The 24,296-nt window shown below is 68.0% G+C and carries 18 protein-coding genes; 17 read left to right on the top strand and 1 reads right to left on the bottom strand.

Annotation, left to right across the window (positions count from 1 at the left end; translation table 11 throughout):
• Positions 1-275 precede the first annotated feature (275 nt).
• From M4960_RS09280 to rpoC, 3 genes are all read left to right on the top strand, one after another.
• Positions 276-887, top strand: coding sequence for a hypothetical protein (locus M4960_RS09280; RefSeq protein ID WP_248704079.1), 612 nt, complete (start codon positions 276-278; stop codon positions 885-887).
• A gap of 460 nt (positions 888-1,347) precedes the next feature.
• The gene (rpoB, locus tag M4960_RS09275) at positions 1,348-4,836 is read left to right on the top strand and encodes a DNA-directed RNA polymerase subunit beta (protein WP_111083490.1); all 3,489 of its coding nucleotides are present in this window, start codon (positions 1,348-1,350) and stop codon (positions 4,834-4,836) included.
• 45 nt (positions 4,837-4,881) lie between these two features.
• Entirely contained in the window at positions 4,882-8,763 is a 3,882-nt protein-coding gene (rpoC, locus tag M4960_RS09270; RefSeq protein WP_111083489.1) for a DNA-directed RNA polymerase subunit beta', read from the top strand.
• Positions 8,764-8,892: 129 nt separating this feature from the next.
• On the opposite strand, the gene M4960_RS09265 is transcribed toward rpoC, so the two are convergent.
• Positions 8,893-9,288 carry a VOC family protein gene (locus M4960_RS09265; RefSeq protein ID WP_123671416.1) on the bottom strand — a complete coding sequence of 132 codons (396 nt, stop codon included), beginning with the start codon at positions 9,286-9,288 and terminating at the stop codon, positions 8,893-8,895.
• A gap of 85 nt (positions 9,289-9,373) precedes the next feature.
• Here M4960_RS09265 and M4960_RS09260 point away from each other — a divergent pair, with 85 nt between their 5' ends.
• From M4960_RS09260 to M4960_RS09195, 14 genes are all read left to right on the top strand, one after another.
• Positions 9,374-10,402: a GNAT family N-acetyltransferase gene (locus M4960_RS09260; protein WP_248704078.1), complete on the top strand. Its 1,029-nt coding sequence runs from the start codon at positions 9,374-9,376 to the stop codon at positions 10,400-10,402.
• A gap of 178 nt (positions 10,403-10,580) precedes the next feature.
• Entirely contained in the window at positions 10,581-12,248 is a 1,668-nt protein-coding gene (locus M4960_RS09255) for a GspE/PulE family protein (protein ID WP_111083486.1), read from the top strand.
• Between the two features lie 19 nt (positions 12,249-12,267).
• Complete coding sequence (locus tag M4960_RS09250; protein ID WP_308222006.1) at positions 12,268-13,794, top strand: type IV pilus twitching motility protein PilT; 1,527 nt, start codon at positions 12,268-12,270, stop codon at positions 13,792-13,794.
• Positions 13,794-15,017 carry a type II secretion system F family protein gene (locus M4960_RS09245; protein ID WP_248704077.1) on the top strand — a complete coding sequence of 408 codons (1,224 nt, stop codon included), beginning with the start codon at positions 13,794-13,796 and terminating at the stop codon, positions 15,015-15,017. The genes M4960_RS09250 and M4960_RS09245 overlap by 1 nt, the downstream gene beginning before the upstream one ends.
• A 194-nt stretch (positions 15,018-15,211) precedes the next feature.
• Positions 15,212-15,640: a prepilin-type N-terminal cleavage/methylation domain-containing protein gene (locus tag M4960_RS19700; RefSeq protein ID WP_308222005.1), complete on the top strand. Its 429-nt coding sequence runs from the start codon at positions 15,212-15,214 to the stop codon at positions 15,638-15,640.
• An 81-nt stretch (positions 15,641-15,721) separates the two neighbouring features.
• Positions 15,722-17,104 (top strand): prepilin-type N-terminal cleavage/methylation domain-containing protein, encoded by a 1,383-nt coding sequence (locus M4960_RS09235; protein ID WP_248704076.1) that lies wholly within the window; start codon positions 15,722-15,724, stop codon positions 17,102-17,104.
• Positions 17,101-17,808 (top strand): hypothetical protein, encoded by a 708-nt coding sequence (locus M4960_RS09230; protein ID WP_123936969.1) that lies wholly within the window; start codon positions 17,101-17,103, stop codon positions 17,806-17,808. Before M4960_RS09235 ends, M4960_RS09230 begins: the two co-directional genes overlap by 4 nt.
• A gap of 11 nt (positions 17,809-17,819) precedes the next feature.
• Positions 17,820-19,625: a hypothetical protein gene (locus M4960_RS09225; RefSeq protein ID WP_248704075.1), complete on the top strand. Its 1,806-nt coding sequence runs from the start codon at positions 17,820-17,822 to the stop codon at positions 19,623-19,625.
• A complete protein-coding gene (locus M4960_RS09220; protein ID WP_248704074.1) occupies positions 19,622-20,455 on the top strand; it encodes an A24 family peptidase in 834 nt (277 codons plus the stop codon). Before M4960_RS09225 ends, M4960_RS09220 begins: the two co-directional genes overlap by 4 nt.
• Before the next feature lie 13 nt (positions 20,456-20,468).
• Positions 20,469-21,521, top strand: coding sequence for a type IV pilus assembly protein PilM (gene pilM, locus M4960_RS09215; protein WP_248704073.1), 1,053 nt, complete (start codon positions 20,469-20,471; stop codon positions 21,519-21,521).
• Positions 21,518-22,282, top strand: coding sequence for a hypothetical protein (locus M4960_RS09210; RefSeq protein WP_248704072.1), 765 nt, complete (start codon positions 21,518-21,520; stop codon positions 22,280-22,282). The genes pilM and M4960_RS09210 overlap by 4 nt, the downstream gene beginning before the upstream one ends.
• Positions 22,279-23,016 (top strand): hypothetical protein, encoded by a 738-nt coding sequence (locus M4960_RS09205; RefSeq protein ID WP_248704071.1) that lies wholly within the window; start codon positions 22,279-22,281, stop codon positions 23,014-23,016. Before M4960_RS09210 ends, M4960_RS09205 begins: the two co-directional genes overlap by 4 nt.
• 176 nt (positions 23,017-23,192) lie before the next feature.
• Positions 23,193-23,759 carry a hypothetical protein gene (locus M4960_RS09200; RefSeq protein ID WP_248704070.1) on the top strand — a complete coding sequence of 189 codons (567 nt, stop codon included), beginning with the start codon at positions 23,193-23,195 and terminating at the stop codon, positions 23,757-23,759.
• Between the two features lie 27 nt (positions 23,760-23,786).
• Positions 23,787-24,272, top strand: a complete 486-nt coding sequence (locus M4960_RS09195; protein ID WP_131877658.1) for a DUF6121 family protein — start codon at positions 23,787-23,789, stop codon at positions 24,270-24,272.
• Positions 24,273-24,296: the final 24 nt, after the last annotated feature.

Here is a 24,296-nt window from a genome sequence, read left to right as displayed (position 1 = left end):
ATGGACGGCCAGCGGACGCCAAGACTCGTTCCGTACTGTTCATCCGGTCGTCACGCGGGACCGCGTCGATGCGTGCAGTGCCCCACACCTCGCGCGTCCGCCCTCCCGACGTGACCACGACGTGCCGTCGAGCGCCCCCACCGCTCGAGCGTGCGCGCCGTCGGCACGCGTCCGCGTGCCCCTTCCGGTCACCCGCGCGCGCTGGCCGTGATCACATCGCACCCGTCATGTAAAATACGGGATGCAACACTCCGCCGAGCCGCAGGAGACCCGACATGACCGCTGACGCGATGAGCGTGCCCACCGCACGCCCGGCCGCACCGACGACCCGCGCCACCATGCGCACGACCGCGAGCCGGACGACGCGGGTGCCCCGCGCCTCCCGTCCGGCCCACGCCGACCACGAGGCGGCGCCCACCTGGATGCGTGTCGTCGGCGCGGTCCTGCTCCTCGGTGGCCTCGGCCTGACCGCGGCGGTGACCGCCTGGCCCGGCGACGCGCCGGAGACCGCGCTCATCGTTCCGGCGCTGGTCGCCGTCGTGGCGGGCGTGCTGCTGCTGCTCGCACGAGCCGGGTTCGCTGTCACCGACTCGCACGTCACGTTGCACTTCCGGCCGCTGCCGCCACGGCGCATCGCACGTCGGCGCATCGCCGACGTCCGACTCGTGGAGGCGGACGCTCGCACCTACGGCGGCGTCGGCCTGCGGATCGGTCGCGGTGTGCGCGCCCTGATCCTCACCCCCGGACTCGGGATCGAGCTCACCGACGACCGTGGTCGCGTCACCTTCGTGCGCACCCGTCGACCCGAGGACGCCTTCCGTGCGCTGGCCGGACTGCAGGGCCAGCCGGGAGGCGCGGGGCACGTCGAGCGCGAGCGCCTCGGCTGAGCGCACGGCCGGGTCCACTGCGCGGGCCGGGTGCGCAGGCCCGTTGCGGGCCGTCGCGGGCCGGACGCGGGCCGTTGCGGGCCGGGCGCGGGCCGGGAATTCCGCGGGCACGGAGCGGCTTATACACGCCACTGCCGAATCTGGTCAAGCCAGGACTGGACAGCACGACTCGGCGCGAACTATGATGGCAGTTCGCGCTCCCTGGCATCCGTGTCGTCATATTGCGGTCGACGCAGAGTTCTGAGTTGGACAAGCTCAACTCGCCCTGGTGCAGCCGGACCCGTATATGGCGGCGGGTCCCGCTCACGGAGATCATCCCACACGTGCACCGACGTTCCGCGTCAGGCACGCGTCGGCGTGGTCGCAGGGCAAGAACTCGCGGGGATCGCCGAGCGATCATCTACTCACCTACATGCTGCTCGTCAGTATCGGCCCGACGGGGCCTACGGAGGTCACACCCTTGGCTGCTGCGCCCAACGCATCCACCAACCCCAAGAACGGTCGCAACCACTCGCGACTCTCGTTCGCCAAGATCACGGACACCCTCACGGTTCCTGATCTGCTCGCACTCCAGACGGAGAGCTTCGACTGGCTCGTCGGCAACGACGTCTGGAAGGCCCGTCTCGCAGAAGGACAGGAGCAGGGTCGCACCGACCTCGCCCTGCACTCCGGGTTGGAGGAGATCTTCGAGGAGATCTCCCCGATCGAGGACCTCGGCGAGACCATGCAGCTCTCGTTCACGGCGCCCGAGCTCGAGGACCCCAAGTACTCGATCGACGACTGCAAGGAGCGCGGCAAGACCTACGCCGCTCCGCTGTACGTCAACGCCGAGTTCATGAACCACATGACGGGTGAGATCAAGACGCAGACGGTCTTCATGGGCGACTTCCCGCTCATGACCGAACGCGGCACGTTCATCATCAACGGCACCGAGCGCGTCGTCGTGTCGCAGCTCGTCCGTTCGCCCGGCGTGTACTTCGAGCGCCAGCAGGAGAAGACGTCCGACAAGGACATCTACTCCGCTCGCGTCATCCCCTCGCGTGGTGCGTGGCTCGAGTTCGAGATCGACAAGCGCGACCAGGTGGGCGTGCGCATCGACCGCAAGCGCAAGCAGTCCGTGACGGTCTTCCTCAAGGCGCTGGGTCTGACCAGCGAGGAGATCATGGAGGAGTTCCAGGGCTTCGCCTCGATCGAGTCGACCCTCGAGAAGGACGCCATCCTCACGAAGGAAGAGGCGCTCAAGGACATCTACCGCAAGCTGCGCCCGGGCGAGCAGGTCGCTGCCGAGGCCGCGCGTGCGCTGCTCGACAACTTCTACTTCAACTCGAAGCGCTACGACCTGGCGAAGGTGGGCCGCTACAAGGTCAACCGCAAGCTCGGGATCGACGCCCCGCTGTCCGACTCGGTGCTGACCGTCAAGGACATCGTCGCGACGATCAAGTACCTCGTGTCCCTGCACGCCGAGAAGACCACGCTGAACGGCGTGCGTGACGGCGAGCCGGTGCAGCTGCGCCTCGACGTGGACGACATCGACCACTTCGGCAACCGTCGCATCCGCGCCGTCGGCGAGCTCATCCAGAACCAGGTCCGCACGGGTCTGTCCCGCATGGAGCGCGTCGTCCGCGAGCGCATGACCACGCAGGACATCGAGGCGATCACGCCCCAGACGCTCATCAACGTGCGTCCGGTCGTCGCCGCGATCAAGGAGTTCTTCGGAACGTCCCAGCTGTCGCAGTTCATGGACCAGAACAACCCGCTCGCAGGCCTGACGCACAAGCGTCGTCTCTCGGCCCTCGGCCCGGGTGGTCTGTCCCGTGAGCGAGCCGGTGTCGAGGTCCGTGACGTCCACCCGTCGCACTACGGCCGCATGTGCCCGATCGAGACCCCGGAAGGCCCGAACATCGGCCTGATCGGCTCGCTCGCGTCGTTCGGTCGGATCAACTCGTTCGGCTTCATCGAGACCCCGTACCGTCGCGTCGTCAACGGCGAGGTCACGAAGACCATCGACTACCTGACCGCCTCGGAAGAGGACGAGTTCGTCGTCGCGCAGGCCAACGCGCCGCTGACCGACTCGTTCCACTTCGCCGACGACAAGGTCCTCGTCCGCAAGAAGGGTGGCGAGGTCGAACTCGTCGCCAAGGGCGAAGTCGACTACATGGACGTCTCGCCGCGCCAGATGGTGTCGGTCGCGACCTCGCTCATCCCGTTCCTCGAGCACGACGACGCGAACCGCGCCCTCATGGGTGCGAACATGCAGCGTCAGGCCGTCCCGCTGCTCCGTTCCGAGTCGCCGCTCGTCGGTACCGGCATGGAGGGCTACACCGCGATCGACGCCGGTGACGTCGTCACCGCCGACAAGGCCGGTGTCGTCTCCGAGGTCTCGGCAGACGCCGTGACCCTGCAGCTCGACGAGGGTGGCACGCAGACCTTCTACCTGCGCAAGTTCGACCGCTCCAACCAGGGCACGAGCTACAACCACCGCGTGGTCGTCTCGGCCGGCGAGCGTGTGGAGCAGGGCGAGGTCATCGCCGACGGTCCCGCGACGGAGAACGGCGAGCTCGCGCTCGGCAAGAACCTCCTCGTCGCGTTCATGCCGTGGGAGGGCTACAACTACGAGGACGCGATGATCCTGTCGCAGAACCTCATCAAGGACGACACGCTCTCCTCGATCCACATCGAGGAGTACGAGGTCGACGCCCGCGACACGAAGCTCGGCAAGGAGGAGATCACCCGTGACCTCCCCAACGTCAGCCCGGACCTGCTGGCCGACCTCGACGAGCGCGGCATCATCCGCATCGGTGCCGAGGTCCGCCCCGGCGACATCCTGGTCGGCAAGGTCACGCCGAAGGGCGAGACCGAGCTCTCCGCTGAAGAGCGCCTCCTCCGCGCCATCTTCAACGAGAAGTCGCGCGAGGTGCGCGACACCTCGCTGAAGGTGCCCCACGGTGAAGAGGGCACGATCATCGGCGTCAAGGTGTTCGACTCGCAGGACGGCGACGACGAACTCGGCTCTGGTGTCAACCAGCGCGTGGTCGTCTACATCGCCCAGAAGCGCAAGATCACCGCGGGTGACAAGCTCGCCGGTCGTCACGGCAACAAGGGCGTCATCTCGACCATCCTCCCGGTCGAGGACATGCCCTTCCTCGCCGACGGCACCCCGGTCGACATCGTCCTGAACCCGCTCGGCGTCCCCGGCCGCATGAACTTCGGCCAGGTCCTCGAGATCCACCTCGGTTGGCTCGCCAAGCAGGGCTGGAACGTCGAGGGCATCCAGGAGTGGGCGTCGGCCCTCCCCGAGGCAGCGCACAGCGCCGCTCCGGGCACGAAGGTCGCCACCCCGGTGTTCGACGGTGCGTACGAGCGCGAGATCGAGGGCCTCCTCGACTCGACCCTCCCGAACCGCGACGGCGAGCGCCTGATCGGCTCGTCCGGCAAGGCGCAGCTCTTCGACGGTCGCTCCGGCGAGCCGTTCCCCGAGCCCGTCTCGGTCGGCTACATGTACATCCTCAAGCTGCACCACCTGGTCGACGACAAGATCCACGCTCGTTCGACGGGTCCGTACTCGATGATCACGCAGCAGCCGCTGGGTGGTAAGGCGCAGTTCGGTGGCCAGCGATTCGGTGAGATGGAGGTGTGGGCGCTCGAGGCGTACGGCGCCGCTTACGCCCTCCAGGAGCTCCTGACGATCAAGTCCGACGACATCCTCGGCCGCGTGAAGGTCTACGAGGCGATCGTCAAGGGCGAGAACATCCAGGAACCCGGCATCCCCGAGTCCTTCAAGGTCCTCATGAAGGAGATGCAGTCGCTCTGCCTGAACGTCGAGGTCCTCTCGGCCGACGGCCAGGCGGTCAGCCTGCGCGACAACGATGACGAGGTCTTCCGCGCTGCGGAGGAGCTGGGCATCAACATCTCCTCGCGGTTCGAGTCGTCGTCCGTCGACGACATCTGATCTCGCCCGTACATCGAAGCCTGAATCAAGCAAGAGAGAAGAACATTGCTCGAAGCAACTTCCTTTGACGCCATTCGGATCGGCCTCGCGACCGCCGAGGACATCCGTCAGTGGTCGTACGGCGAGGTCAAGAAGCCGGAGACCATCAACTACCGCACCCTGAAGCCCGAGAAGGACGGTCTGTTCGGCGAGCAGATCTTCGGTCCTTCCCGCGACTGGGAGTGCGCCTGCGGCAAGTACAAGCGTGTCCGGTTCAAGGGCATCGTCTGCGAGCGCTGCGGCGTCGAGGTCACCAAGTCCTCGGTCCGTCGTGAGCGCATGGGCCACATCGAGCTCGCTGCCCCCGTCACGCACATCTGGTACTTCAAGGGCGTCCCGTCGCGCCTCGGGTACCTCCTCGACATGGCGCCGAAGGACCTCGAGAAGGTCATCTACTTCGCGGCGTACATGATCATCGACATCGATGAAGAGGGCCGTCACGCGGACATGCCGGGTCTCGAGAACGAGATGCGTCTCGAGATCAAGACCCTCGAGGGCCAGCGCGACTCGATCATCGCCGACCGCCTCAAGAAGCTCGAGGACGACCTCGCAGCCCTTGAGGAAGAGGGAGCGAAGGCCGACGTCAAGCGGCGCACCAAGGACACCGCCGAGAAGGAGATGTCCCAGGTCCGCAAGTCGTTCGACGAGGACATCACCCGTCTCGAGCGTGTGTGGGAGGACTTCCGCAACCTCAAGGTGGGCGACCTCAAGCCCGAGGACGCCGTCTTCCACGAGCTCCAGGACCGGTTCGGGATCTACTTCGACGCCTACATGGGCGCCGAGGCGATCAAGCTCCGGCTCGAGGCGTTCGACCTGGCTGCCGAGGCCGAGGCGCTGCGTCTGCAGATCGCCGAGGGCAAGGGCCAGAAGAAGATCCGCGCGATCAAGCGTCTGCGCGTCGTCAGCTCCTTCCTCGCCACCGGCAACTCGCCGGCAGCGATGGTGCTCGGCGTCGTGCCGGTGATCCCGCCGGAGCTGCGCCCGATGGTGCAGCTCGACGGTGGCCGTTTCGCCACGTCGGACCTCAACGACCTCTACCGTCGTGTGATCAACCGCAACAACCGTCTCCGCCGCCTGCTCGACCTCGGTGCCCCCGAGATCATCGTGAACAACGAGAAGCGCATGCTGCAGGAAGCCGTTGACGCGCTGTTCGACAACGGTCGTCGTGGACGTCCGGTCACGGGTACCGGCAACCGCGCCCTGAAGTCCCTGAGCGACATGCTCAAGGGCAAGCAGGGTCGTTTCCGTCAGAACCTGCTCGGCAAGCGCGTCGACTACTCGGGCCGTTCGGTCATCATCGTCGGCCCGCAGCTGAAGCTGCACCAGTGTGGTCTGCCCAAGCAGATGGCACTCGAGCTCTTCAAGCCGTTCGTGATCAAGCGCCTGATCGACCTGTCGCACGCGCAGAACATCAAGTCGGCCAAGCGCATGGTCGAGCGTTCGCGTCCGCAGGTGTGGGACGTGCTCGAGGAGATCATCCGCGAGCGCCCCGTGCTGCTGAACCGTGCGCCGACGCTGCACCGTCTGGGCATCCAGGCGTTCGAGCCGCAGCTCGTCGAGGGCAAGGCCATCCAGCTCCACCCGCTCGTGTGTGCTGCGTTCAACGCGGACTTCGACGGTGACCAGATGGCCGTGCACCTGCCGCTGTCGGTGGAGGCCCAGGCCGAGGCCCGCATCCTGATGCTCGCCTCGAACAACATCCTGAAGCCGTCCGACGGCCGTCCGGTGACCCTGCCCGCACAGGACATGATCATCGGTCTGCACCACCTGACGACCGTCCGCGAGGGCGCCGTCGGTGAGGGCCGTGCGTTCTCGTCGGTCGCCGAGGCGATCCTGGCCAACGACCAGCACACGCTGCACCTCAACGCCATGGCGAAGATCCGCATGACGGGTGTCCACTTCGCCGAGGGTGAAGCTCCCGAGGGTTACGAGCAGGGCGACACCGTCCTCCTCGAGACGACCCTGGGCCGTGCGCTCTTCAACGAGACCCTCCCGGCGAACTACCCGTTCGTCCAGAAGGTCACCGACAAGGGTGTGCTGTCCGCGATCGTCAACGACCTCGCCGAGCGGTACTCCAAGACCGAGACGGCCGCTGCGCTGGACCGGATCAAGGACGCCGGCTTCTACTGGGGCACGCGCTCCGGTGTGACCGTCGCCCTGTCGGACGTCGTGACGCCTCCTCGCAAGAAGGAGATCATCGCGGGCTACGAGATCCAGGCCGCCAAGGTGCAGGGCGAGTTCGACAAGGGTCTGATCACCGACTCCGAGCGTCGCGCCGACCTGATCAAGATCTGGACCGAGGCCACCAACGAGATCGCGCAGGAGATGCGGGACAACTTCCCCGTCGACAACACGATCAACCGCATGGTGTCGTCGGGTGCTCGTGGTAACTGGCTGCAGGTCCGCAACATCGCGGGTATGCGTGGTCTGGTGAACAACCCGAAGGGCGAGATCATCGCCCGCCCGATCATCAACTCGTACCGCGAGGGCCTGACCGTGGCGGAGTACTTCATCGCCACCCACGGTGCTCGCAAGGGTCTTGCCGACACCGCGCTCCGTACCGCGGACTCCGGGTACCTCACCCGTCGTCTCGTGGACGTCTCGCAGGACGTCATCATCCGCGAGGACGACTGCGGTACGACGCGTGGCCTCGAGCTGCCGATCGCGACCGTGGACGCCGACGGCAAGCTGGTCCGCGACCCGCGCGTCGAGAACACCGTGTACTCGCGCACCCTGGCCACCGAGGCCGTGGACGCCAAGGGCACGGTCGTCGCCGAGGCTCGTGAGGACGTCGGTGACGTGCTCCTCGAGAAGCTGCTGGCAGCCGGTGTCGAGAGCATCAAGGTGCGCTCGGTCCTGACCTGCGAGTCGGCCGTCGGTGTCTGCGCGAAGTGCTACGGCCGTTCGCTCGCCACCGGCAACCTGGTCGACATCGGTGAGGCAGTCGGCATCATCGCCGCGCAGTCCATCGGTGAGCCCGGTACCCAGCTGACGATGCGTACCTTCCACACGGGTGGTTCGGCCTCGGCCGACGACATCACCCAGGGTCTGCCGCGTGTCACGGAGCTCTTCGAGGCCCGTACGCCCAAGGGCGCGTCCCCGATCGCCGAGGCCCCCGGCCGCGTCGTCGTCGAGGACACGGACAAGGGTCGTCGGATCATCCTCACGCCGGACAACGGTGACGAGCCGTTCATCTACCCGGTGCTCAAGCGTGCGACGCTCCTCATCGAGGACAACCAGCACGTCGAGCTCGGCGAGCAGTTCATCGCCGGCACCGTCGACCCGAAGGAAGTCCTCCGGGTCAAGGGTGTCCGAGAGGTCCAGAAGCACCTGGTCAACGGTGTGCAGGACGTCTACGGCTCGCAGGGTGTGCCGATCCACGACAAGCACATCGAGGTCATCGTCCGTCAGATGCTCCGCAAGGTCACCGTCGTCGACCACGGCGACACCGACCTGCTGCCGGGTGAGCTCGTCGACCGGTCGCGCTACAACATGCTGAACCGTGCGGCGCTGCAGGAGGGTCGCAAGACCGCCTCGGCTCGCCAGGAGGTCATGGGCATCACGAAGGCGTCCCTCGCGACCGAGTCGTGGCTGTCCGCCGCTTCCTTCCAGGAGACCACCCGCGTGCTCACGCAGGCGGCCATGGAGGGCAAGCAGGACCACCTCGTCGGCCTCAAGGAGAACGTCATCATCGGTAAGCTCATCCCCGCCGGGACGGGCCTCAGCCGGTACCGCGACGTGGACGTGAACGCGACGGAAGAAGCGAAGGCAGAGCGGTACCCCAACCGCATCTTCGCCGACGACTCGTCGTTCTCGGACGCCGACCTGAGCTTCGTCGACTTCGACAGCTTCTCGTCGGACGACTTCACGCCGGGCACGTACAACTGAGTCTGATGTGATCCCACGAAGGCCCCGTCTCCGCAAGGAGGCGGGGCCTTCTTCGTGTCGTCACCACGTGGCGGACAGGAGGCCCGGTGCCAGGCCGCCACGGGCCTCCCGGCCTGCGACCGGGTGCGTCTAGAGCGCGCGGTCCGCGCCGTTGTCGCGTCCCGATCCGCGACCGGTCTCGTCCACGAGCGAGAACAGGCTGAGGACGTTGCCGTCGGGGTCGCGGACGTCGAACCAGTTCACGGCTCCGTCGACGCACTCGACCGGTCCGATGTCGATGCCGAGCGAGCCGATGCGCGCGTGCTGGGCTCCGACGTCGTCGACGCCGAACCGGACGCTCACGGGGTTCTCCTCGGCGGAGTCGTCCTCGTAGAGCTGGATCCAGATCCCGCCGACCTCGTACTCGGCGACACCGTCCTCGGGTTCGAGGTCCGGTTCGGTGCGCTCGAAGACGGCGCCGTACCAGAGGCAGGACGCCTCGATGTCGGTGACGGGCAGCCCCACGGTCACGCTCGTGATGTCCATGACTCATCATGGTCCCGGTCGGGCCTGCTCGTCGAGGGGCTTTCGGTGGCGTCTCGCCGCGCGGCGGAACTGGCAGGCTGGAGGGATGGCGACCCTGCGCGAACGGATCACGGCCCCGGCACACCTCTCGTTCCCCACGCCGATCGGCGGCTTGACGTTCCGGGCCGGCGGGCTCGACGACGTCGGGGCGATGCACGCCGTCGCGGTCGCGTCGGCCGCGGTCGACGACCCGCACGCCCGTCCCTCCACAGCTGACCTCGAACGGTCGTTGTCCACCGAAGGGCTGGACGTCACCAGGGACACCGTGGTGGGCGTCGATGCTGGAGGGCATGTGCAGGCCTACGGCATCGTCATCGACGTCCCCTCCCGCGTCACCGCTGCGCGCGCTGTGCTCGACGGGGCGGTCCACCCTTCCCTGCGCGGGCAGGGGATCGGACGGCGGGTGCTCGCATGGCAGGTCGGCCGGGCACGGCAACGCCTGGCGACGCTCGACGTCGATCTGCCGGCGACGCTCGACGTCGGTGGGCGCCAGGGGTCCTCGGCGCTCCGGCTGGCGGCGCACCACGGCTTCGCGCCGGTGCGCACCTGGCTCGACATGCAGGTCGTGTTCGACGACCGCGGTCCGGACACCGACGGGGTGCCCGTGCTGGCGGACGGGTTCGTCCTGCGGCCCGTCACCGCGGACGACATCGAGCCGCTCCGGACGGCCATGAACGACGCCTTCCGCGACCACTGGGGTTCCCAGCCGATGGTCGCGTCGGACTGGCGGGGGTTCCTCACCTCGGACAAGAGCCGGCTGGACCTGTCGCGGGTCGTCGTCGGCGCCGACGGTTCGGTCGTGGCGTTCACGATCGTCGAGGTGGAGCCCGACGGGTTCGCTGCCCGGGGCCGTTCGTACGGGTACGTGCACTGGGTCGGCGTCGTGCGTGCAGCACGGGGGACGGGGCTCGCCCCGATCGTCCTCGACGCCACGCTGCAGGCGATCCGCGCCGACGGGTTGTCCGCGGCGGTGCTGCACGTCGACGCCGAGAACCCGAGCGGAGCCGGGCGCATCTACGAGCGACTCGGGTTCGTCGCCGGCGAGGTCCACGTCACCGCGTCGGCGTCGCTCTGACCGTCGTGTCGGGGGTCCTGGACCCCAGTTCTGGGTGCATCCGGACCCCCTCCGCCCCCTCCTTCTGGGACTGCGGCCGACGACTGTCGCAGAAGTAGCGTGGTCGAGCGCCACATCCCTGGTGGTGCGCAACCCGACCACGTCTCGCCGCGCGCGAGTCCAAGGAGGCACAGGACTCATGGCGACCCTGTCCGAGATCCTCATCCTGAACGGCGCCCTGCCGATCGAGCACCTCGACTCGATGACGGGCGACGAGGACCTGGACGAGCGCGCGATCCGCGGCCTGGTCGACCAGGGCGTCGTGAGCGAGGCGCAGTTCATCACCGCCCGCGCGGCGTCGAACAACTCCCGCACCGTCCCGTTGACCGACTACCCGGTCGACGGCACCGCTGTCTCGATCCTCCCCGCTGCGCTCTGCCGGCGCCACGGTGTCCTCGGCGTCGGATTCGAGGGCGAGCTGCTCATCCTCGCGATGGTCAACCCGACCAACGTGCTGGCGATCGACGACGCCCGCGCTGCGTCCGGCCGGCCGATCAAGCCCCTCCAGGTCGACGAGCGCGACCTGCTCACCGCGCTCGACCGCTACCTGCGTGCCGACGACGAACTCAACGACCTGACCTCGTCGCTCGAAGAAGAAGCCTCGGTCAGCTCCTCGGCCCAGGTGGACCTGGCCGACGGCGCCCTCGACGACGTCCCGATCGTCCGCTTCGTGAACCTGCTCGTCTCGCAGGCGATCCAGGACCACGCCTCGGACATCCACATCGAGCCCGGTGAGCACGAGGTCCGGATCCGCTACCGCATCGACGGTGTGCTGCACGAGATGGCCCCGGCGCCGAAGAACATCCAGAACGGCGTCATCAGCCGCCTGAAGATCATGAGCGACATCGACATCGCCGAGCGTCGCAAGCCGCAGGACGGCCGCATGTCGGTCCGCCACGGTGGCCGCCAGATCGACCTCCGCGTGGCGACGCTGCCCACCGTGTGGGGCGAGAAGGTCGTCATGCGGATCCTCGACAACACGAACACGTCGCTGACCCTCAAGGACCTCAACCTCCTCGAGCAGAACTTCCAGGCGTACCAGCGGTCGTACTCGAAGCCCTACGGCATGATCCTGGTCACCGGGCCCACCGGCTCCGGCAAGTCCACGACGCTGTACACGACCCTGAACGCGGTCGCGAAGCCCGAGATCAACGTCATCACGGTCGAGGACCCGGTCGAGTACCGGATGGCCGGCATCAACCAGGTGCAGGTCAACCCGAAGGCCGGGCTGACCTTCGCCTCGGCGCTGCGCTCGATCCTGCGATCCGATCCCGACGTCGTCCTGCTCGGTGAGATCCGCGACCACGAGACCGCCCAGATCGCCATCGAGGCATCTCTCACCGGCCACCTGGTGCTGTCCACCCTGCACACGAACGACGCCCCCTCCGCCGTGACCCGACTCACCGAGATGGACATCGAGCCCTTCCTGGTCGGCTCCGCGTTGGACTCCGTCGTGGCCCAGCGTCTGGCGCGACGGCTGTGCGACCGGTGCAAGGCCCCCGCCGTGTACGAGGCCGAACAGCTCCGCACCCTCGGGTTCCTGCGCCCCGGCGACGAGGTCCCGGCGTTCTTCGCCCCCATCGGCTGCGCGGTCTGCTCGAACACCGGGTACCGCGGCCGCATCGCCCTGCACGAGGTCATGACCGTCACCGAGGAGATCGAACGCCTCGCCGTCTCGCGCGCCTCGAGCGCCGAGATCAGCCGCGTCGCCCAGGCGCAGGGGATGCTGACGCTCCGCCAGGACGGCTTCGAGAAGGTCAAGCTCGGTCTCACGAGCGTCGACGAGATCCTGCGCGTGGTCGCGTAGTCACGAGAGAGCGCAGCAGATGACCGACTCCGTGTACGACATCACGCACCCCGGCGACGAGCCCGTCGCCGGCTGGCACCCGGGCAACCCCGGCACCGAGGTGGGCTCCCGCCGTGCAGCACGCCTGGCTGCCGCCGCAGCGTCGGCCCCTCCGGAGCAGGTGTACGACCTCGGGGACGACACCGCCGGCTGGCCGGCACCGTCCGGGTCGCCCGTCGCCGTGCCCGTCGCGCAGCCGCTCGCCGCTCCGGCGACGCCGCCCGCCGGGGTGCCGTCGTCGATCGCGACCTACGGCTACGCCGAGGCGCCGACGCAGCGGCTACCCACGGCGCTTGCGGCCCCGGCACCGGCCGCCACGATCGGCGGCGACATCGAGTTCTCGCGCCACGCACGCGAGGTCGCCGACCCCGACCTGATCACCGCACTCGCCCAGGTCGTGTACCAGGGCGCATCCGACCTGCACGTCACCGCCGACGCCCCGCCCACCGTCCGCGTCGACGGCTCGCTCCGTCCCGCAGTCCCCGGAGGCGCGTGGTCGCGCGGCAAGGTCATCGCCGCCCTCAAGACGATGCTGTCGGTCGAACAGGCCGGCCAGTTCGACCAGGAGCAGGAACTCGACTTCGCGTACTCGCTGTCGCCGGAGTACCGCTTCCGCGTGAACTTCTACCAGCAGCGCGGCAACTGGGGCGCGGCCTTCCGCATCATCCCCACCAAGATCAAGACGCTCAAGCAGCTCGGCATCCCCGAGCACGTCGGCGACTTCGCCGGCCTGCCCCGAGGGCTCGTCCTGGTCACCGGCCCGACCGGTTCCGGCAAGTCGACGACCCTCGCCGCCCTGATCGACCTGGTGAACGAGAGCCGGGCCGACCACATCGTGACGGTCGAGGACCCGATCGAGTTCATGCACGAGCACAAGAAGGCGATCATCAACCAGCGCGAGGTCGGTGCCGACACGCACTCCTTCGCCGCCGCGCTCAAGCACGTGCTGCGTCAGGACCCCGATGTCATCCTGATCGGCGAGCTCCGCGACCTCGAGACCATCTCGGTCGCGCTCACCGCAGCCGAGACCGGGCACCTGGTGTTCGCCACCCTGCACACGCAGAGCGCCCCCGGCACGATCGACCGTGTCATCGACGTCTTCCCGCCCCACCAGCAGGGCCAGATCCGCACGCAGCTCGCGGCGACCCTGCAGGGCGTCGTCTGCCAGACCCTGGTGCCGAAGGCCAACGGTGTCGGTCGGGTCGTGGCCACCGAGATCATGACGATCACCCCCGCCATCGGCAACCTGATCCGCGAGGGCAAGACCTACCAGATCACGTCCGCCATGCAGGCCGGCCGTGACCTGGGCATGCACACCATGGACCAGGACCTCGCCGAACTGGTCAACGTCGGCACGATCTCGCGCAAGGCCGCGATGGACAAAGTGCACGACGAAGAGGGCTTCGACCGGCTGGTGCAGCGCGTCGAGTCCCCGTCCGACTCCTCGGCAGCCGCGATCGCCGCCAGCGGGATCGACTTCGGCGACAAGTTCTCCGGAGGCTACTGATGTCCCTCGCATTCGACTACCGCGGGCGCGACGGTGCCGGCAAGCTCGTCAAGGGCCGTCTCGACGCCTCGTCCGAAGGAGCGGTCGTCCAGCGGCTCCGGGGCATGGGTGTCTCGCCGATCGCGATCACGGAGTCCAAGGCCGGCACGGGCCTGCAGACCGAGATCAAGATCCCCGGGTTCGAGAAGGGCGTCGGCCTCAAGGACCTCGCGATCATGTCGCGCCAGGCCTCGACGATGCTCACCTCGGGACTCTCGCTGCTGCGCGCGCTGTCGATCCTCGCCGACCAGACCGAGAACAAGAAGCTCAAGGACATCCTCGGCAAGGTCCGTGACGACGTCGAGCGGGGCGTCTCGTTCTCCGACGCGGTGGCGAAGTTCCCGGTCGACTTCCCGCCGATCATGATCAACATGATCCGTGCGGGCGAGACCGGCGGGTTCCTCGACCAGGCCATGGACTCCATCGCCACCAACTTCGAGAAGGAGCACAAGCTCCGCTCGACGATCAAGTCGGCGATGACCTACCCGGTGGTGGTGCTCGTGATGTCGCTGGTGGCAGTCGTCATCATGCTCATCTTCATCGTGCCGATCTTCCAGAAGATGTTCTCGTCCCTGGGCGGGCAGCTCCCGCTGCCGACGATGGTGCTCGTCTACGCGTCGAACGCGATGGTGTACGTCGGTCCGGTCCTGCTCGTCGCGGCCATCGCGTTCTGGGTGTGGTGGCGAGCGAACAAGAACACCGAACGCGTCCGCGCGTTCGTGGACCCGCTGAAACTCCGACTCCCGGTGTTCGGACAGCTCAACCGCAAGATCGTGATCGCGCGGTTCTCACGAAACCTCTCGGACATGATCGGAGCCGGTGTCCCGATTCTGCAAGGATTGCAGATCGCCGGAGAAGTGTCGAACAACTACGTGGTCGAGAAAGCGCTCAGGCGCGTTTCCGAAGCCGTGCGGAAAGGTGAATCCATCGCCGCTCCGTTGGCAAAAGAACCGATATTCCCGGCAATGGTGTCGCAAATGGTCGCGGTCGGCGAGGACGCCGGATCGCTGGAGATCTTGCTCGAGAAGATCGCTGCGTTCTACGACAGCGAGGTCGAGTCCACCACCGAGGCGCTCACCTCACTGATCGAGCCGCTGCTGATCGCGTTCCTCGGTGTCGTGGTAGGCGGCATGATCGTCGCGCTGTACCTGCCGATCTTCCAGATCACCTCGCTCGTCAAGTAACCAATCGGAGTCGATGCCCCCAGTAACGGGGGTATGGAAGCACGCAATGCCCCCGTTACTGGGGACATTTCGGTACCCCCGGACCCCCCGTTCTCGGGATTACGCCCGGAAACGCCTCTGAATACTCTTGTGACCGGCGGCGGAGCAGTCCCCGGCACAAATCCCATCGCATTCCCAGAAGAATGGAAACCACCATGTACTTCGCTCTCATGGGCAAGCTCGACGCTCGCCGCAAGGGCCTGCTGGCCGAGGAGGAGAAGGGCTTCACGCTCATCGAGCTCCTGGTCGTCGTCATCATCATCGGCATCCTCGCCGCGATCGCCATCCCGGTGTACCTGAACGTGCAGAACAACGCGAAGGACGCCTCGGCGAAGTCGGACCTGCAGAACGCGAAGACCGCGGTCATCGCCGCGTACACACAGAACAACACGTTCCCGACGAAGCTCGCCGGCCTCGCGGGCTACTCGGCCAGCGGCACGTACGACACCGGCAAGGGTGTCGCCCCGGAGATCAAGAAGTCCGACGCGACCGCCGGGTCGTTCTGCATCCAGGTCACGAGCAACTCGACGAAGAACTTCTACGTCGACCAGGACGGCGGCGCGAAGGACGGCACCTGCCCCTGACCCCTTCGGGCTCCGAGACGGACTCCGGCTCGTGACGAGTCGGAGTCCGTCTCCAACGAACGCGGCGTATCGGAGGTGACCATGCTGCGACTGACCGAGCTCCTTCGCGACGCCCGCGAACGAGACGATGGCTTCTCGATCATCGAGGTGCTCGTCGCCATGACCGTGTTCGCGATGATCGCAGCAGGTGTCGCCATGGGGATCGCGAGCTCCCTCTACCTCGCACAGGGTTCGCGCTCGCGCGAAGTCGCGATCGGTCTGGCACAGGACGCCATCGACAAGGCGCGGACGAGCAGCAACCTGTTCGGGGTCACCGACGCGACGGACTCGTTGACCCGGAACGGCGTCGACTACTCCGTCAAGCAGACGGCCCGCTGGGTCCCGACCTCCGGCACCGCCAACGCCTGTGGGTCCGGGGGCGGCCCGCTGGCTTACAAGCGGGTGTCGATGACCATCAGCTGGACGGCCGGAGGGCGTGGATCGACCCAGTCGATCTCGATGAACAGCATGGTCGCTCCGACCACCTCGGTGACGGCGGCGAACCTCGGCACCATCGTGGTCTCGGTGTCCCGGGTCGACGGCTCGGGCAACCAGGGTGTGGGCGTGACGATCGCGCCGAACACCAGTAACCCGAACGGCGCCGCAGCGATCACCTCCACGATCGGACAGACGGACGTGACGGGGTGCACCTACGCGCTGAACGTCAAGCCCGGGCGGTACGACGTCACGCTCACGAAGTCCGGGAACATCGACGACGGGACGTCGTCGGGTTCGCTCGGCGCGCAGACCGCCACGCCGTCCACGACGGTCACGGTGCAGACGAACCAGACCTCCGCTGCCAACTTCAACTACGACACCGCGCTCACGGTCGTGCCGCAGTGGTCGGATCCCAACCAGAGCACCACCGCCTTCACGCCACCGACCAGCAGTCCGGTGTCGCTCCGACGGAAGACCGCCGACTACGGTCCCTACGCGGCCGGGACGACGGCCCAGGTCTTCCCCTACGCCGACGGCTACAAGGCGGTGCCGGGAACCCCGGCGACCTGTCTGAGCGTCGACCCGGAGAACTGGACCACGGCGAAGGGCGCCGCGGTGGCCCCGCGCGCCCTCGCGCAGCCCCAGGCCGGCACGAACGCGGTCAAGGCTCCCGTCCAGATCGTCACCGTGAAGCTCGCCGCGAAGACCGACAACGCGCTGACGGCCACAACCGTCGCGCCGACCGCGAACTCGGGCGATCCTGGCTGCGCAACCCCGGTGACCTACACTTTCACAGGCCTGTCGAACCAGACCGCGACGATCGCCTTGCCCTACGGCACGTACTCCTTCCAGTCCGGCACCGTGCTGAAGATCCTCGGTGGTGTCGTCTCCCTGACCCTCAGCAGCGGAACCCCGTCGGCGACCACGGCGACGGGCGTCTCCACCTCGTCCGGCAAGGTCATGCTCGATCCCCGGCGGGCACCGTGATGCGCGCGCTCGCCCGGCTGCGCCGGGATGACCGCGGTCTCTCCCTCGCGGAGCTCATCGTCGCGATGAGCGTCACCGTCCTGCTCCTCGCGATGGCAGGAGCCTTCTTCGCGTCCGTGACCCGCGCGTCCACGACGACCACCGGGGTCGACGGCAACACCCGGGCGGCGTCGACCGCGATGCGGGAGATGCAGCGCATGTTCCGGGTCGCGTCGAACAACCCCGTCGCGAGCGGCATCGACACGCAGTACGCGTTCCAGTACGCCTCGGCGACGTCGGTGCGCTTCTTCGCGTACATCAACCTGAACTCCGCGGTCGACGTCCAGCCCGTCGAGGTGCAGTTCACGCTCGATTCGTCGAAGGGGACGATCACGGAAACGAAGTGGAACGGCACGGCGACCGATGCGTCGAACAGCTACTTCGACTTCCCCCGCGCCACGACGGCGACGCTCGGCAACACCCCGACCTCGAGGCTGACGCTCGCGTCGTCGGTCGTGCCGACTGCGCTGTTCACGTACCGGGATGCGGGTGGGAACGCGCTGATGCCCGGCGCGACCGGTCTGAGCGTCGCTGACCTGCAGTCGGTCCGATCCGTCACCGTCGCCCTGACCGTGGGCGAACGCGACATGTCGAAGCCGTCCGCCGCCAACAACGTCTCGCTCACGAGCACCGTGGGCATGCCCAACCTGCAGTTCGGAGGCTGACCGTGCGCCGCATGCTCGACGCGATCCGCTCGCGGGATGACGACCGCGGGGTCGCCCTCACCGCCGTGCTCGGGATCGGGGTGATCGTGATGATCCTCGCCGCGACGATGGTCGGTCTCTCGACGTCCGGTGCGACGAAGTCCGCCTCCGATCGCGACTACGCGAACGCGATGGCGGCAGCGTACGCCGGGCTCGCCGACTACCAGTCGCGCGTCAACGCCGACAACACGTACGCGACGAAGTACGGCGATTCCGCTCAGCCGTTCAGCGCCGGGAACACATTCCCGAACCGCACAGGGGACAACGCCGCGTTCACGACCTGGGTCGCGGTGCCGGACTCGACGGGTGCCGGCGGCTCGACGTTCTACCGGTACGCGGTCGACAACAGCATCTACGGGCAGCAGGGCATCGTCCGGGTCCAGGTCACCGGTAAGGCCGGCAACACGACGAGGACCTTGGTCGCGAACGTCAAGCCGGACGGTTTCTCGAACTACCTGTACTGGACGGACTACGAATCCGGCGATCCGGACATCACCGGCGAGGACTGCTCGAACGTGTACCAGAACGCGACGTTCTCGAACTCGCCGGGCGGTGGCAAGAGTGCGTGCTCGCGGATCCAGTTCCAGGACGGCGACACCCTGAACGGGCCGATCCGGTCGAACGACGTGATGCTCATCTGCGGCGGGACCTTCAAGAACACCGTGCAGTCCGCGGTCGGCACCACCGACTACGGATGCTCGCCGAAGCGGACGCCGTCGTACCAGTACTACAGCGGCTACGCGCCGGAGACCGTCGGCTCGTACACGCCGCCGTCCACGATCAGCGCCGGGCGCGACCGCATGTACACCGATGACAGCGCGATCATCTCGACGACACCCGGGACGGGGTGCTTGTACACGGGGCCGACCCAGATCACCTTCCTCGGCAACGGCAAGATGACGGTCCGCTCCCCGCTCACGCTGAAGACGAACCTGCAGAAATCGGGTCCGGACTACGGATCGGAGCCGACGAAGTGCGGGGCGATCGCCGATCTGCAGGGTGCTGGGGCCACGCTGAGCACGAGCCTGCTCGCGAACAACCTGGTGTACGTGCAGGACGAACCCGCCTCCGCAGGAAGCGGCAGCTCGACGAACCCGAACTACTACTGGTCGAAGTACACGACCCGCAACGCACCGTCCGCGTGCATGAAGAGCCCGTCGGTGACCGACAACGGATTGGGCTTCCCCTACACGGGGAAGATCTCCGGGTACTCCGGTACCTACTCGGAGTCGGTCCCGCGGAACGCACAGGGAGACCCGGTCCCGTTCAGCTCCGCCTACGGCTGCAGCAACGGTGACCTCTTCGTCTCCGGCAAGGTCGACGCGTCGATCACGCTGTCCGCTGAGAACTACGTCTACATCACCGGGGACCTGCAGTACGTGACCAACCGGGCCGCCTCGACCGTGCTCGGGATCGTCGGGCAGGAAGCCGTGATGGTCTGGAACCCGATGTACTTCAGCGGCGCCAGCGCGTACGCGTTCCTCGCGGACAACCGGACCGTCGCCGGAGCGATCCTGTCGAACCAGGGCACCTTCACGGTGCAGAACTACGCGTACGGCGGTGGCCGGGGAACCCTGACGGTGAACGGTTCGATCGCTCAGCGCTACCGCGGAGCTGTCGGCAAGGGGTCGAACGGCTACCTCAAGGCGTACGGGTACGACACGAGCCTCGCCAGCTACACGCCACCGTTCTTCCCGCAGCCGGTGGTCACCACGTACAAGGTGACCTCGCAGATCGAGGTCAAGCCCGCCTACGACGGCGGCGGGAGCCCACGATGACCGCCGCGGTGATGGTCGTCGGCTTCGCGGCGGCCACGGGACTCGCGATCGGCTCGTTCCTCAACGTGGTGGTCCACCGGGTCCCGGCCGGTCTGTCCGTGGTGGCACCGGCGAGTGCGTGCCCACGGTGCGGTCACGAGATCCGGGCGCGGGACAACGTCCCGGTGCTCTCGTGGGCCGTCCTGCGTGGGCGCTGCCGCGACTGCGCTGAGCCGATCTCGGTCCGCTACCCGCTCGTAGAACTCGCGACAGCAGTCCTGTTCGCGCTCGTCGTCCTGCACTTCGGACCAGCACTGCTGGCCGCCACTGATGCCCGTGCCGCGGCGGTCGCGACGACCGTCCTCGTCGCGATGCTGTACCTGATGGCGGTGTCGGTCGCACTCGCCCTGATCGACCTCGACGTCCACCGCCTGCCGAACGCGATCGTCCTGCCCGCCTACCCGGTGTTCGCCGCGCTGCTGACGGCCACGAGCGCGCTGAGCGGTGACTGGGGTGCCCTCCTGCGCGCGGGCACCGGTCTGCTGGTCCTGGGCGGGGGCTACCTGGTGCTGGCGCTCGCCGTCCCGGGCGGCATGGGACTCGGCGACGTGAAGTTGGCCGGTGTGCTCGGCCTCGTGCTCGCGTACCTCGGATGGGGACCCCTCGCAGTGGGAGCTTTCGGAGCCTTCGTCCTCGGCGGTAGCTTCGCCATCGGCCTCATGGTGGCCGGACGTGCGAAGCGCGGCTCCGGTATCCCGTTCGGCCCCTGGATGCTCGGCGGTGCCTGGCTCGGTGTCTTCATCGGTCAGTCGGTCCTCGACGGGTACCTGCGGATCATCGGACTGGCCTGAGGAAGGACCACACATGGCGAAGAACGTCGTCGGGATCGACATCGGGGGTGAGACCATCCGCGCTGTCGAGGTGACGAACCCGAACAAGCCCGGGCCGGTGATCCAGCGCGTCGCAGAGGTCCCCCTGCCCGTCGGCGCGACCAAGCGCGGCGAGGTCCTCGAGCCGAACACGATCGCGGCCAGTCTCCGGGAACTCTGGCGCGTCGGCCGGTTCCGGTCCAAGGACGTGGTCCTCGGCATGGGGAACCAACGGGTGCTCTCGCGCGACCTCACGGTCCCGAAGGCTCCGCTCGCGCAGATCCGCGAGTCACTGCCCTTCCAGGTCCAGGACATGCTCCCGGTGCCCGTCGGCGACGCGATCCTCGACTTCTACCCGGTGTCCGAGTCCCACGGGACGGACGGTCCGGTCGTGCACGGTCTCCTGATCGCGGCCATCAAGGACGCAGTGCTCGCGAACGTCCGTGCGGTGCAGCTCGCCGGCCTGAACCCGATCGGGGTCGATCTGATCCCGTTCGCCCTCACCCGGGTGTACCTCCCCGCATCGCGGTTCCCCGGGACCCACGCACTCGCTGAGATCGGGGCGAACACCACGACGGTGGTCGTGGCGACCGACGGCGTCCCGCAGTTCGTGCGCATCATCCCGAGCGGCGGCGACGACCTGACCGCGACCCTCGCGACGGCACTCGACATCGCGGTCGACCAGGCTGAGGCAGTGAAGCGCTGGATCGGCCTCGGCGCTCGTGCGCAGACCCCTGATGACGTCCGCGCCGCCACGACCGTCCGTGAACTCAGCAACGAGTTGCTGACGAGTCTGCGCAACACCGTGAACTACTTCGTCAGCACGCGGCCAGGAGCGGGCGTGCAGAGCCTCGTCCTCGCTGGCGGTGGCGCCCAGCTGCCGGGCTTCGCCGAGGCGCTCCAGGCGTCGACCGGCATCGACGTCAGCATCGGCGACCCGTTCGCCGACGCGCCCACGGACCGGTCGATCCGGCGAGAGGACGTCGCCGGCCGTGGGCTCGCAGTGGCGGTCGCCTGGGGCCTCGCGACCGGGAGCTGTGCAGCATGACCAAGATCCTCGAACCCTCGAAGCGCGCACGACGCGGCGCAGGGACCTCCCACGAGGTCCGGATCGCGGCGGACACCGCCCAGCGGACGAAACGTCAGGGACGCGGTAACGGCCAGTCGGTCGTCGTGGGCGGTGTGCCGCGAGTCGATCTGCTGCCGACCGAAGTCCTCATCGATCGTCGCCAGCGCGCGGTCGTCCGGCGGGCCTGGCTCGGTGTCGTGGTCGTCGCGGTGGCGGTCGGGGCCGGAGTCGTCCTGGCCTCCGCGACGGCCATGCAGGCCGACGCTCAGCTGGCAGCGGCCCGCGAGCAGACCGACTCGCTCCTGGTCGAGCAGCAGCAGTACCGTGAGGTGCGCAGCACGGAGACGCAGTCCGAGCTGCTGCGTGCGGCTCAGCAGGTCGGTGGGTCGACGGAGATCGACTGGCAGGCAACGCTCCAACGGGTGCAGGACTCGCTCCCTGCCGGTGTGACGATCACGGGCGTCCAGATCGACTCCGCAACCCCGCTCGAGGCCTACGCCCAGGCGACCAGCCCGTTGCAGGGGCAGCGTGTGGCGACGCTCACGATCGACGCCGCGAGCCCGACCCTTCCGTCGGTGCCGACCTGGCTCGACTCGGTGAAGGGTCTCCGGGGGTTCGTCGACGCGAACGCCAACTCGGTGACGCTCGACACGTCGACGAACGTCTACACGGTGGACATGACGATCCACCTCGATGAGAAGGTCTACGACGGCAAGTACGCAGCGAAGGACGGATCATGAGCCGCAACCGATTGATGCTCCTCCTCGCGGTCGTCGCAGCGGTCGTGGTGGCCGCCGGCGGTTTCTTCCTCGGCGTGCAGCCGCAGCTCGACCGTGCTGCGACGGCGAAGAGCGACACCGAGAGCATCAGCGCCGGCAACGCGACGACGCGCGCTGAGATCGCACGGCTCCGGCAGCAGGCGAAGTCCCTGCCCGAGATGCGTACCCGCCTCGCGACGCTGCAGGCGTCGGTGCCCGACGCGGCTGGCGTCTCGTCGTTCATCAGCCAGCTCAACGGGACCGCTGACACGGCCGGCGTTCAGGTCGCGACGATCACCGTCGGTGACGCGACCGCGTACTCCCCGCCCGCGGCACCGGCCGGAGGGGACACGAGCAGCGACGCTGCCTCCGACGACTCTGCGACGGCCACGGCCACGGCGACGCCGGCACCGACTGCGGTCGCGACGACCCCGGCGGCTCCGGAGACGGCGACGGACAGCAGCATCACGTCGCGGAACTTCTCCGTCATCCCGGTGTCGGTGACCGTCAACGGTGAGTTCCCAGGAGCGCTCACCTTCGTCAAGGGTGTGCAGTCGAACTCGCGGCTCTTCCTGATCGACTCGATCTCGTCGTCGTCGCCGAGCACCGCAGCCGCCGATGATTCCGACGCGCAGGCGGAGTCTCCGTCGTGGACCTTCAGCGGGTCGATCTACGTGCTCTCGGACGCCGCAGCCGCGGCCTCCGCGAAGGGCTGATCCGACCCCCTCCCACTGGGGTGTGACGCGCCACGCCGACCCCTCTTCCGCGACACCCGTCGCTGTGCGTACGATGCTCACGACGCCGTGATCGCGGCTGCTCATCTCCCTCTCGAACGGTCGGCTCGAACCGGCCGTTCCCGTCGTGCCCGGAGTCGCGCGTGTTGGTCGGAATCGTGGAATTCCTTGGTTGGTTCGGCGCTGTAACCGTGCTGGCTGGTTACATTCTCTTCTCCACGGGGAAGCTCCCGAACGGGCCGGTCTACCAGCTCTTCAACCTCGTCGGCGGGCTGGCCGTCGCCGTCAACGTGGCCGCGCACCACGCGGTGCCGTCGACCATCGTCAACGGCATCTGGGCGATCGTGGCCGTGGTCGTCCTGGTGAAGATGGGACGCGCCCGTCGTGCGGCGAAGCGCGGCGAGCCGGCGGCCTCCGAGGCGACCGTCCTGCACGCCGAGCCGGCGTCCACCACCGGCGTCCTGCCGATCATCGGCCCGGCCCTGCGTGACCACGAGCCGGATGAGCCCTCCGGGGCGGACGCAGCCCCGGGCCTCCAGGCCGCACCGACCACCAGCACGACGCAGGTCGCTCCGATGACCGAGACCGTCCCGATCATCACCGCGACGATCGCACTCGCCCTGGTCGCCGCAGCCCAGGGGCACGTGGAGCGTGCAGACAGCGCGGACAGCGCAGTCTCCCCTGAAGGCGCCGACCACGCGGAGCGGACCGAAGCCACCCGCTGACCGTCCCGTCGGCGATACGATCACCTCATGTCCCGGTGGTTGATCGCGACGATGACGTCCGTTCTCTTCATCGCGCTCGTCGTCGCCGTCGCGGGGTTCGAAGCGCTCCTCGCCGACGTCGAGGCGATCGCGCAGCCGGACGCGACCCCGTACCTCGGCCCGGCCATGGTGATCGGCGCCGCAGTGGTGGTGTTCCTCGCGACCGCGGTCGGCGCGCGAGAGGGCAACCCCGGTGTCACCGGCCTGGTCGCCGCCGCGACCGCCTACCTGGTCATGCTCGGCGTCGGTGCCGTCGGGTACGCGGCGATCCGCCGCGACCTGACCGAGCTCCTCGTCTTCCCGGCCGGCTACGCACTCGGACCGTTCGTCGTCGGCTCCGTCGTGGTGGCGCTCCTGTCGGTGATCGGCGGGATCTCCATGGCCCGGCACCAGGCCCGGACGACGGGCTCGACATCCACGGCAGGGCAGCGGCAGGAGCCGACCGTCGCGGGTGACGACACCGTCGGGCGGTAGTCTGCCCGGGCAGGACGCACACGC

Origin of the sequence: Curtobacterium sp. MWU13-2055 (genome assembly GCF_023242305.1) — a bacterium.
Classification (GTDB): Bacteria; Actinomycetota; Actinomycetes; order Actinomycetales; family Microbacteriaceae; genus Curtobacterium.
Note: the sequence above shows the minus strand (reverse complement) of the source record. Positions and strands in the feature narration are given on the sequence as shown.

Excerpts from the sequence above, each read along its gene's own strand:
- M4960_RS09280 (WP_248704079.1), top strand. The coding sequence starts at position 276 with ATGACCGCTGACGCGATGAGCGTGCCCACCGCACGCCCGGCCGCACCG.
- M4960_RS09265 (WP_123671416.1), bottom strand. The coding sequence starts at position 9,288 with ATGGACATCACGAGCGTGACCGTGGGGCTGCCCGTCACCGACATCGAG.
- M4960_RS09260 (WP_248704078.1), top strand. The coding sequence starts at position 9,374 with ATGGCGACCCTGCGCGAACGGATCACGGCCCCGGCACACCTCTCGTTC.
- M4960_RS09255 (WP_111083486.1), top strand. The coding sequence starts at position 10,581 with ATGGCGACCCTGTCCGAGATCCTCATCCTGAACGGCGCCCTGCCGATC.
- M4960_RS09250 (WP_308222006.1), top strand. The coding sequence starts at position 12,268 with ATGACCGACTCCGTGTACGACATCACGCACCCCGGCGACGAGCCCGTC.
- M4960_RS09245 (WP_248704077.1), top strand. The coding sequence starts at position 13,794 with ATGTCCCTCGCATTCGACTACCGCGGGCGCGACGGTGCCGGCAAGCTC.
- M4960_RS19700 (WP_308222005.1), top strand. The coding sequence starts at position 15,212 with ATGTACTTCGCTCTCATGGGCAAGCTCGACGCTCGCCGCAAGGGCCTG.
- M4960_RS09235 (WP_248704076.1), top strand. The coding sequence starts at position 15,722 with ATGCTGCGACTGACCGAGCTCCTTCGCGACGCCCGCGAACGAGACGAT.
- M4960_RS09225 (WP_248704075.1), top strand. The coding sequence starts at position 17,820 with ATGCTCGACGCGATCCGCTCGCGGGATGACGACCGCGGGGTCGCCCTC.
- M4960_RS09220 (WP_248704074.1), top strand. The coding sequence starts at position 19,622 with ATGACCGCCGCGGTGATGGTCGTCGGCTTCGCGGCGGCCACGGGACTC.
- pilM (WP_248704073.1), top strand. The coding sequence starts at position 20,469 with ATGGCGAAGAACGTCGTCGGGATCGACATCGGGGGTGAGACCATCCGC.
- M4960_RS09210 (WP_248704072.1), top strand. The coding sequence starts at position 21,518 with ATGACCAAGATCCTCGAACCCTCGAAGCGCGCACGACGCGGCGCAGGG.
- M4960_RS09205 (WP_248704071.1), top strand. The coding sequence starts at position 22,279 with ATGAGCCGCAACCGATTGATGCTCCTCCTCGCGGTCGTCGCAGCGGTC.
- M4960_RS09195 (WP_131877658.1), top strand. The coding sequence starts at position 23,787 with ATGTCCCGGTGGTTGATCGCGACGATGACGTCCGTTCTCTTCATCGCG.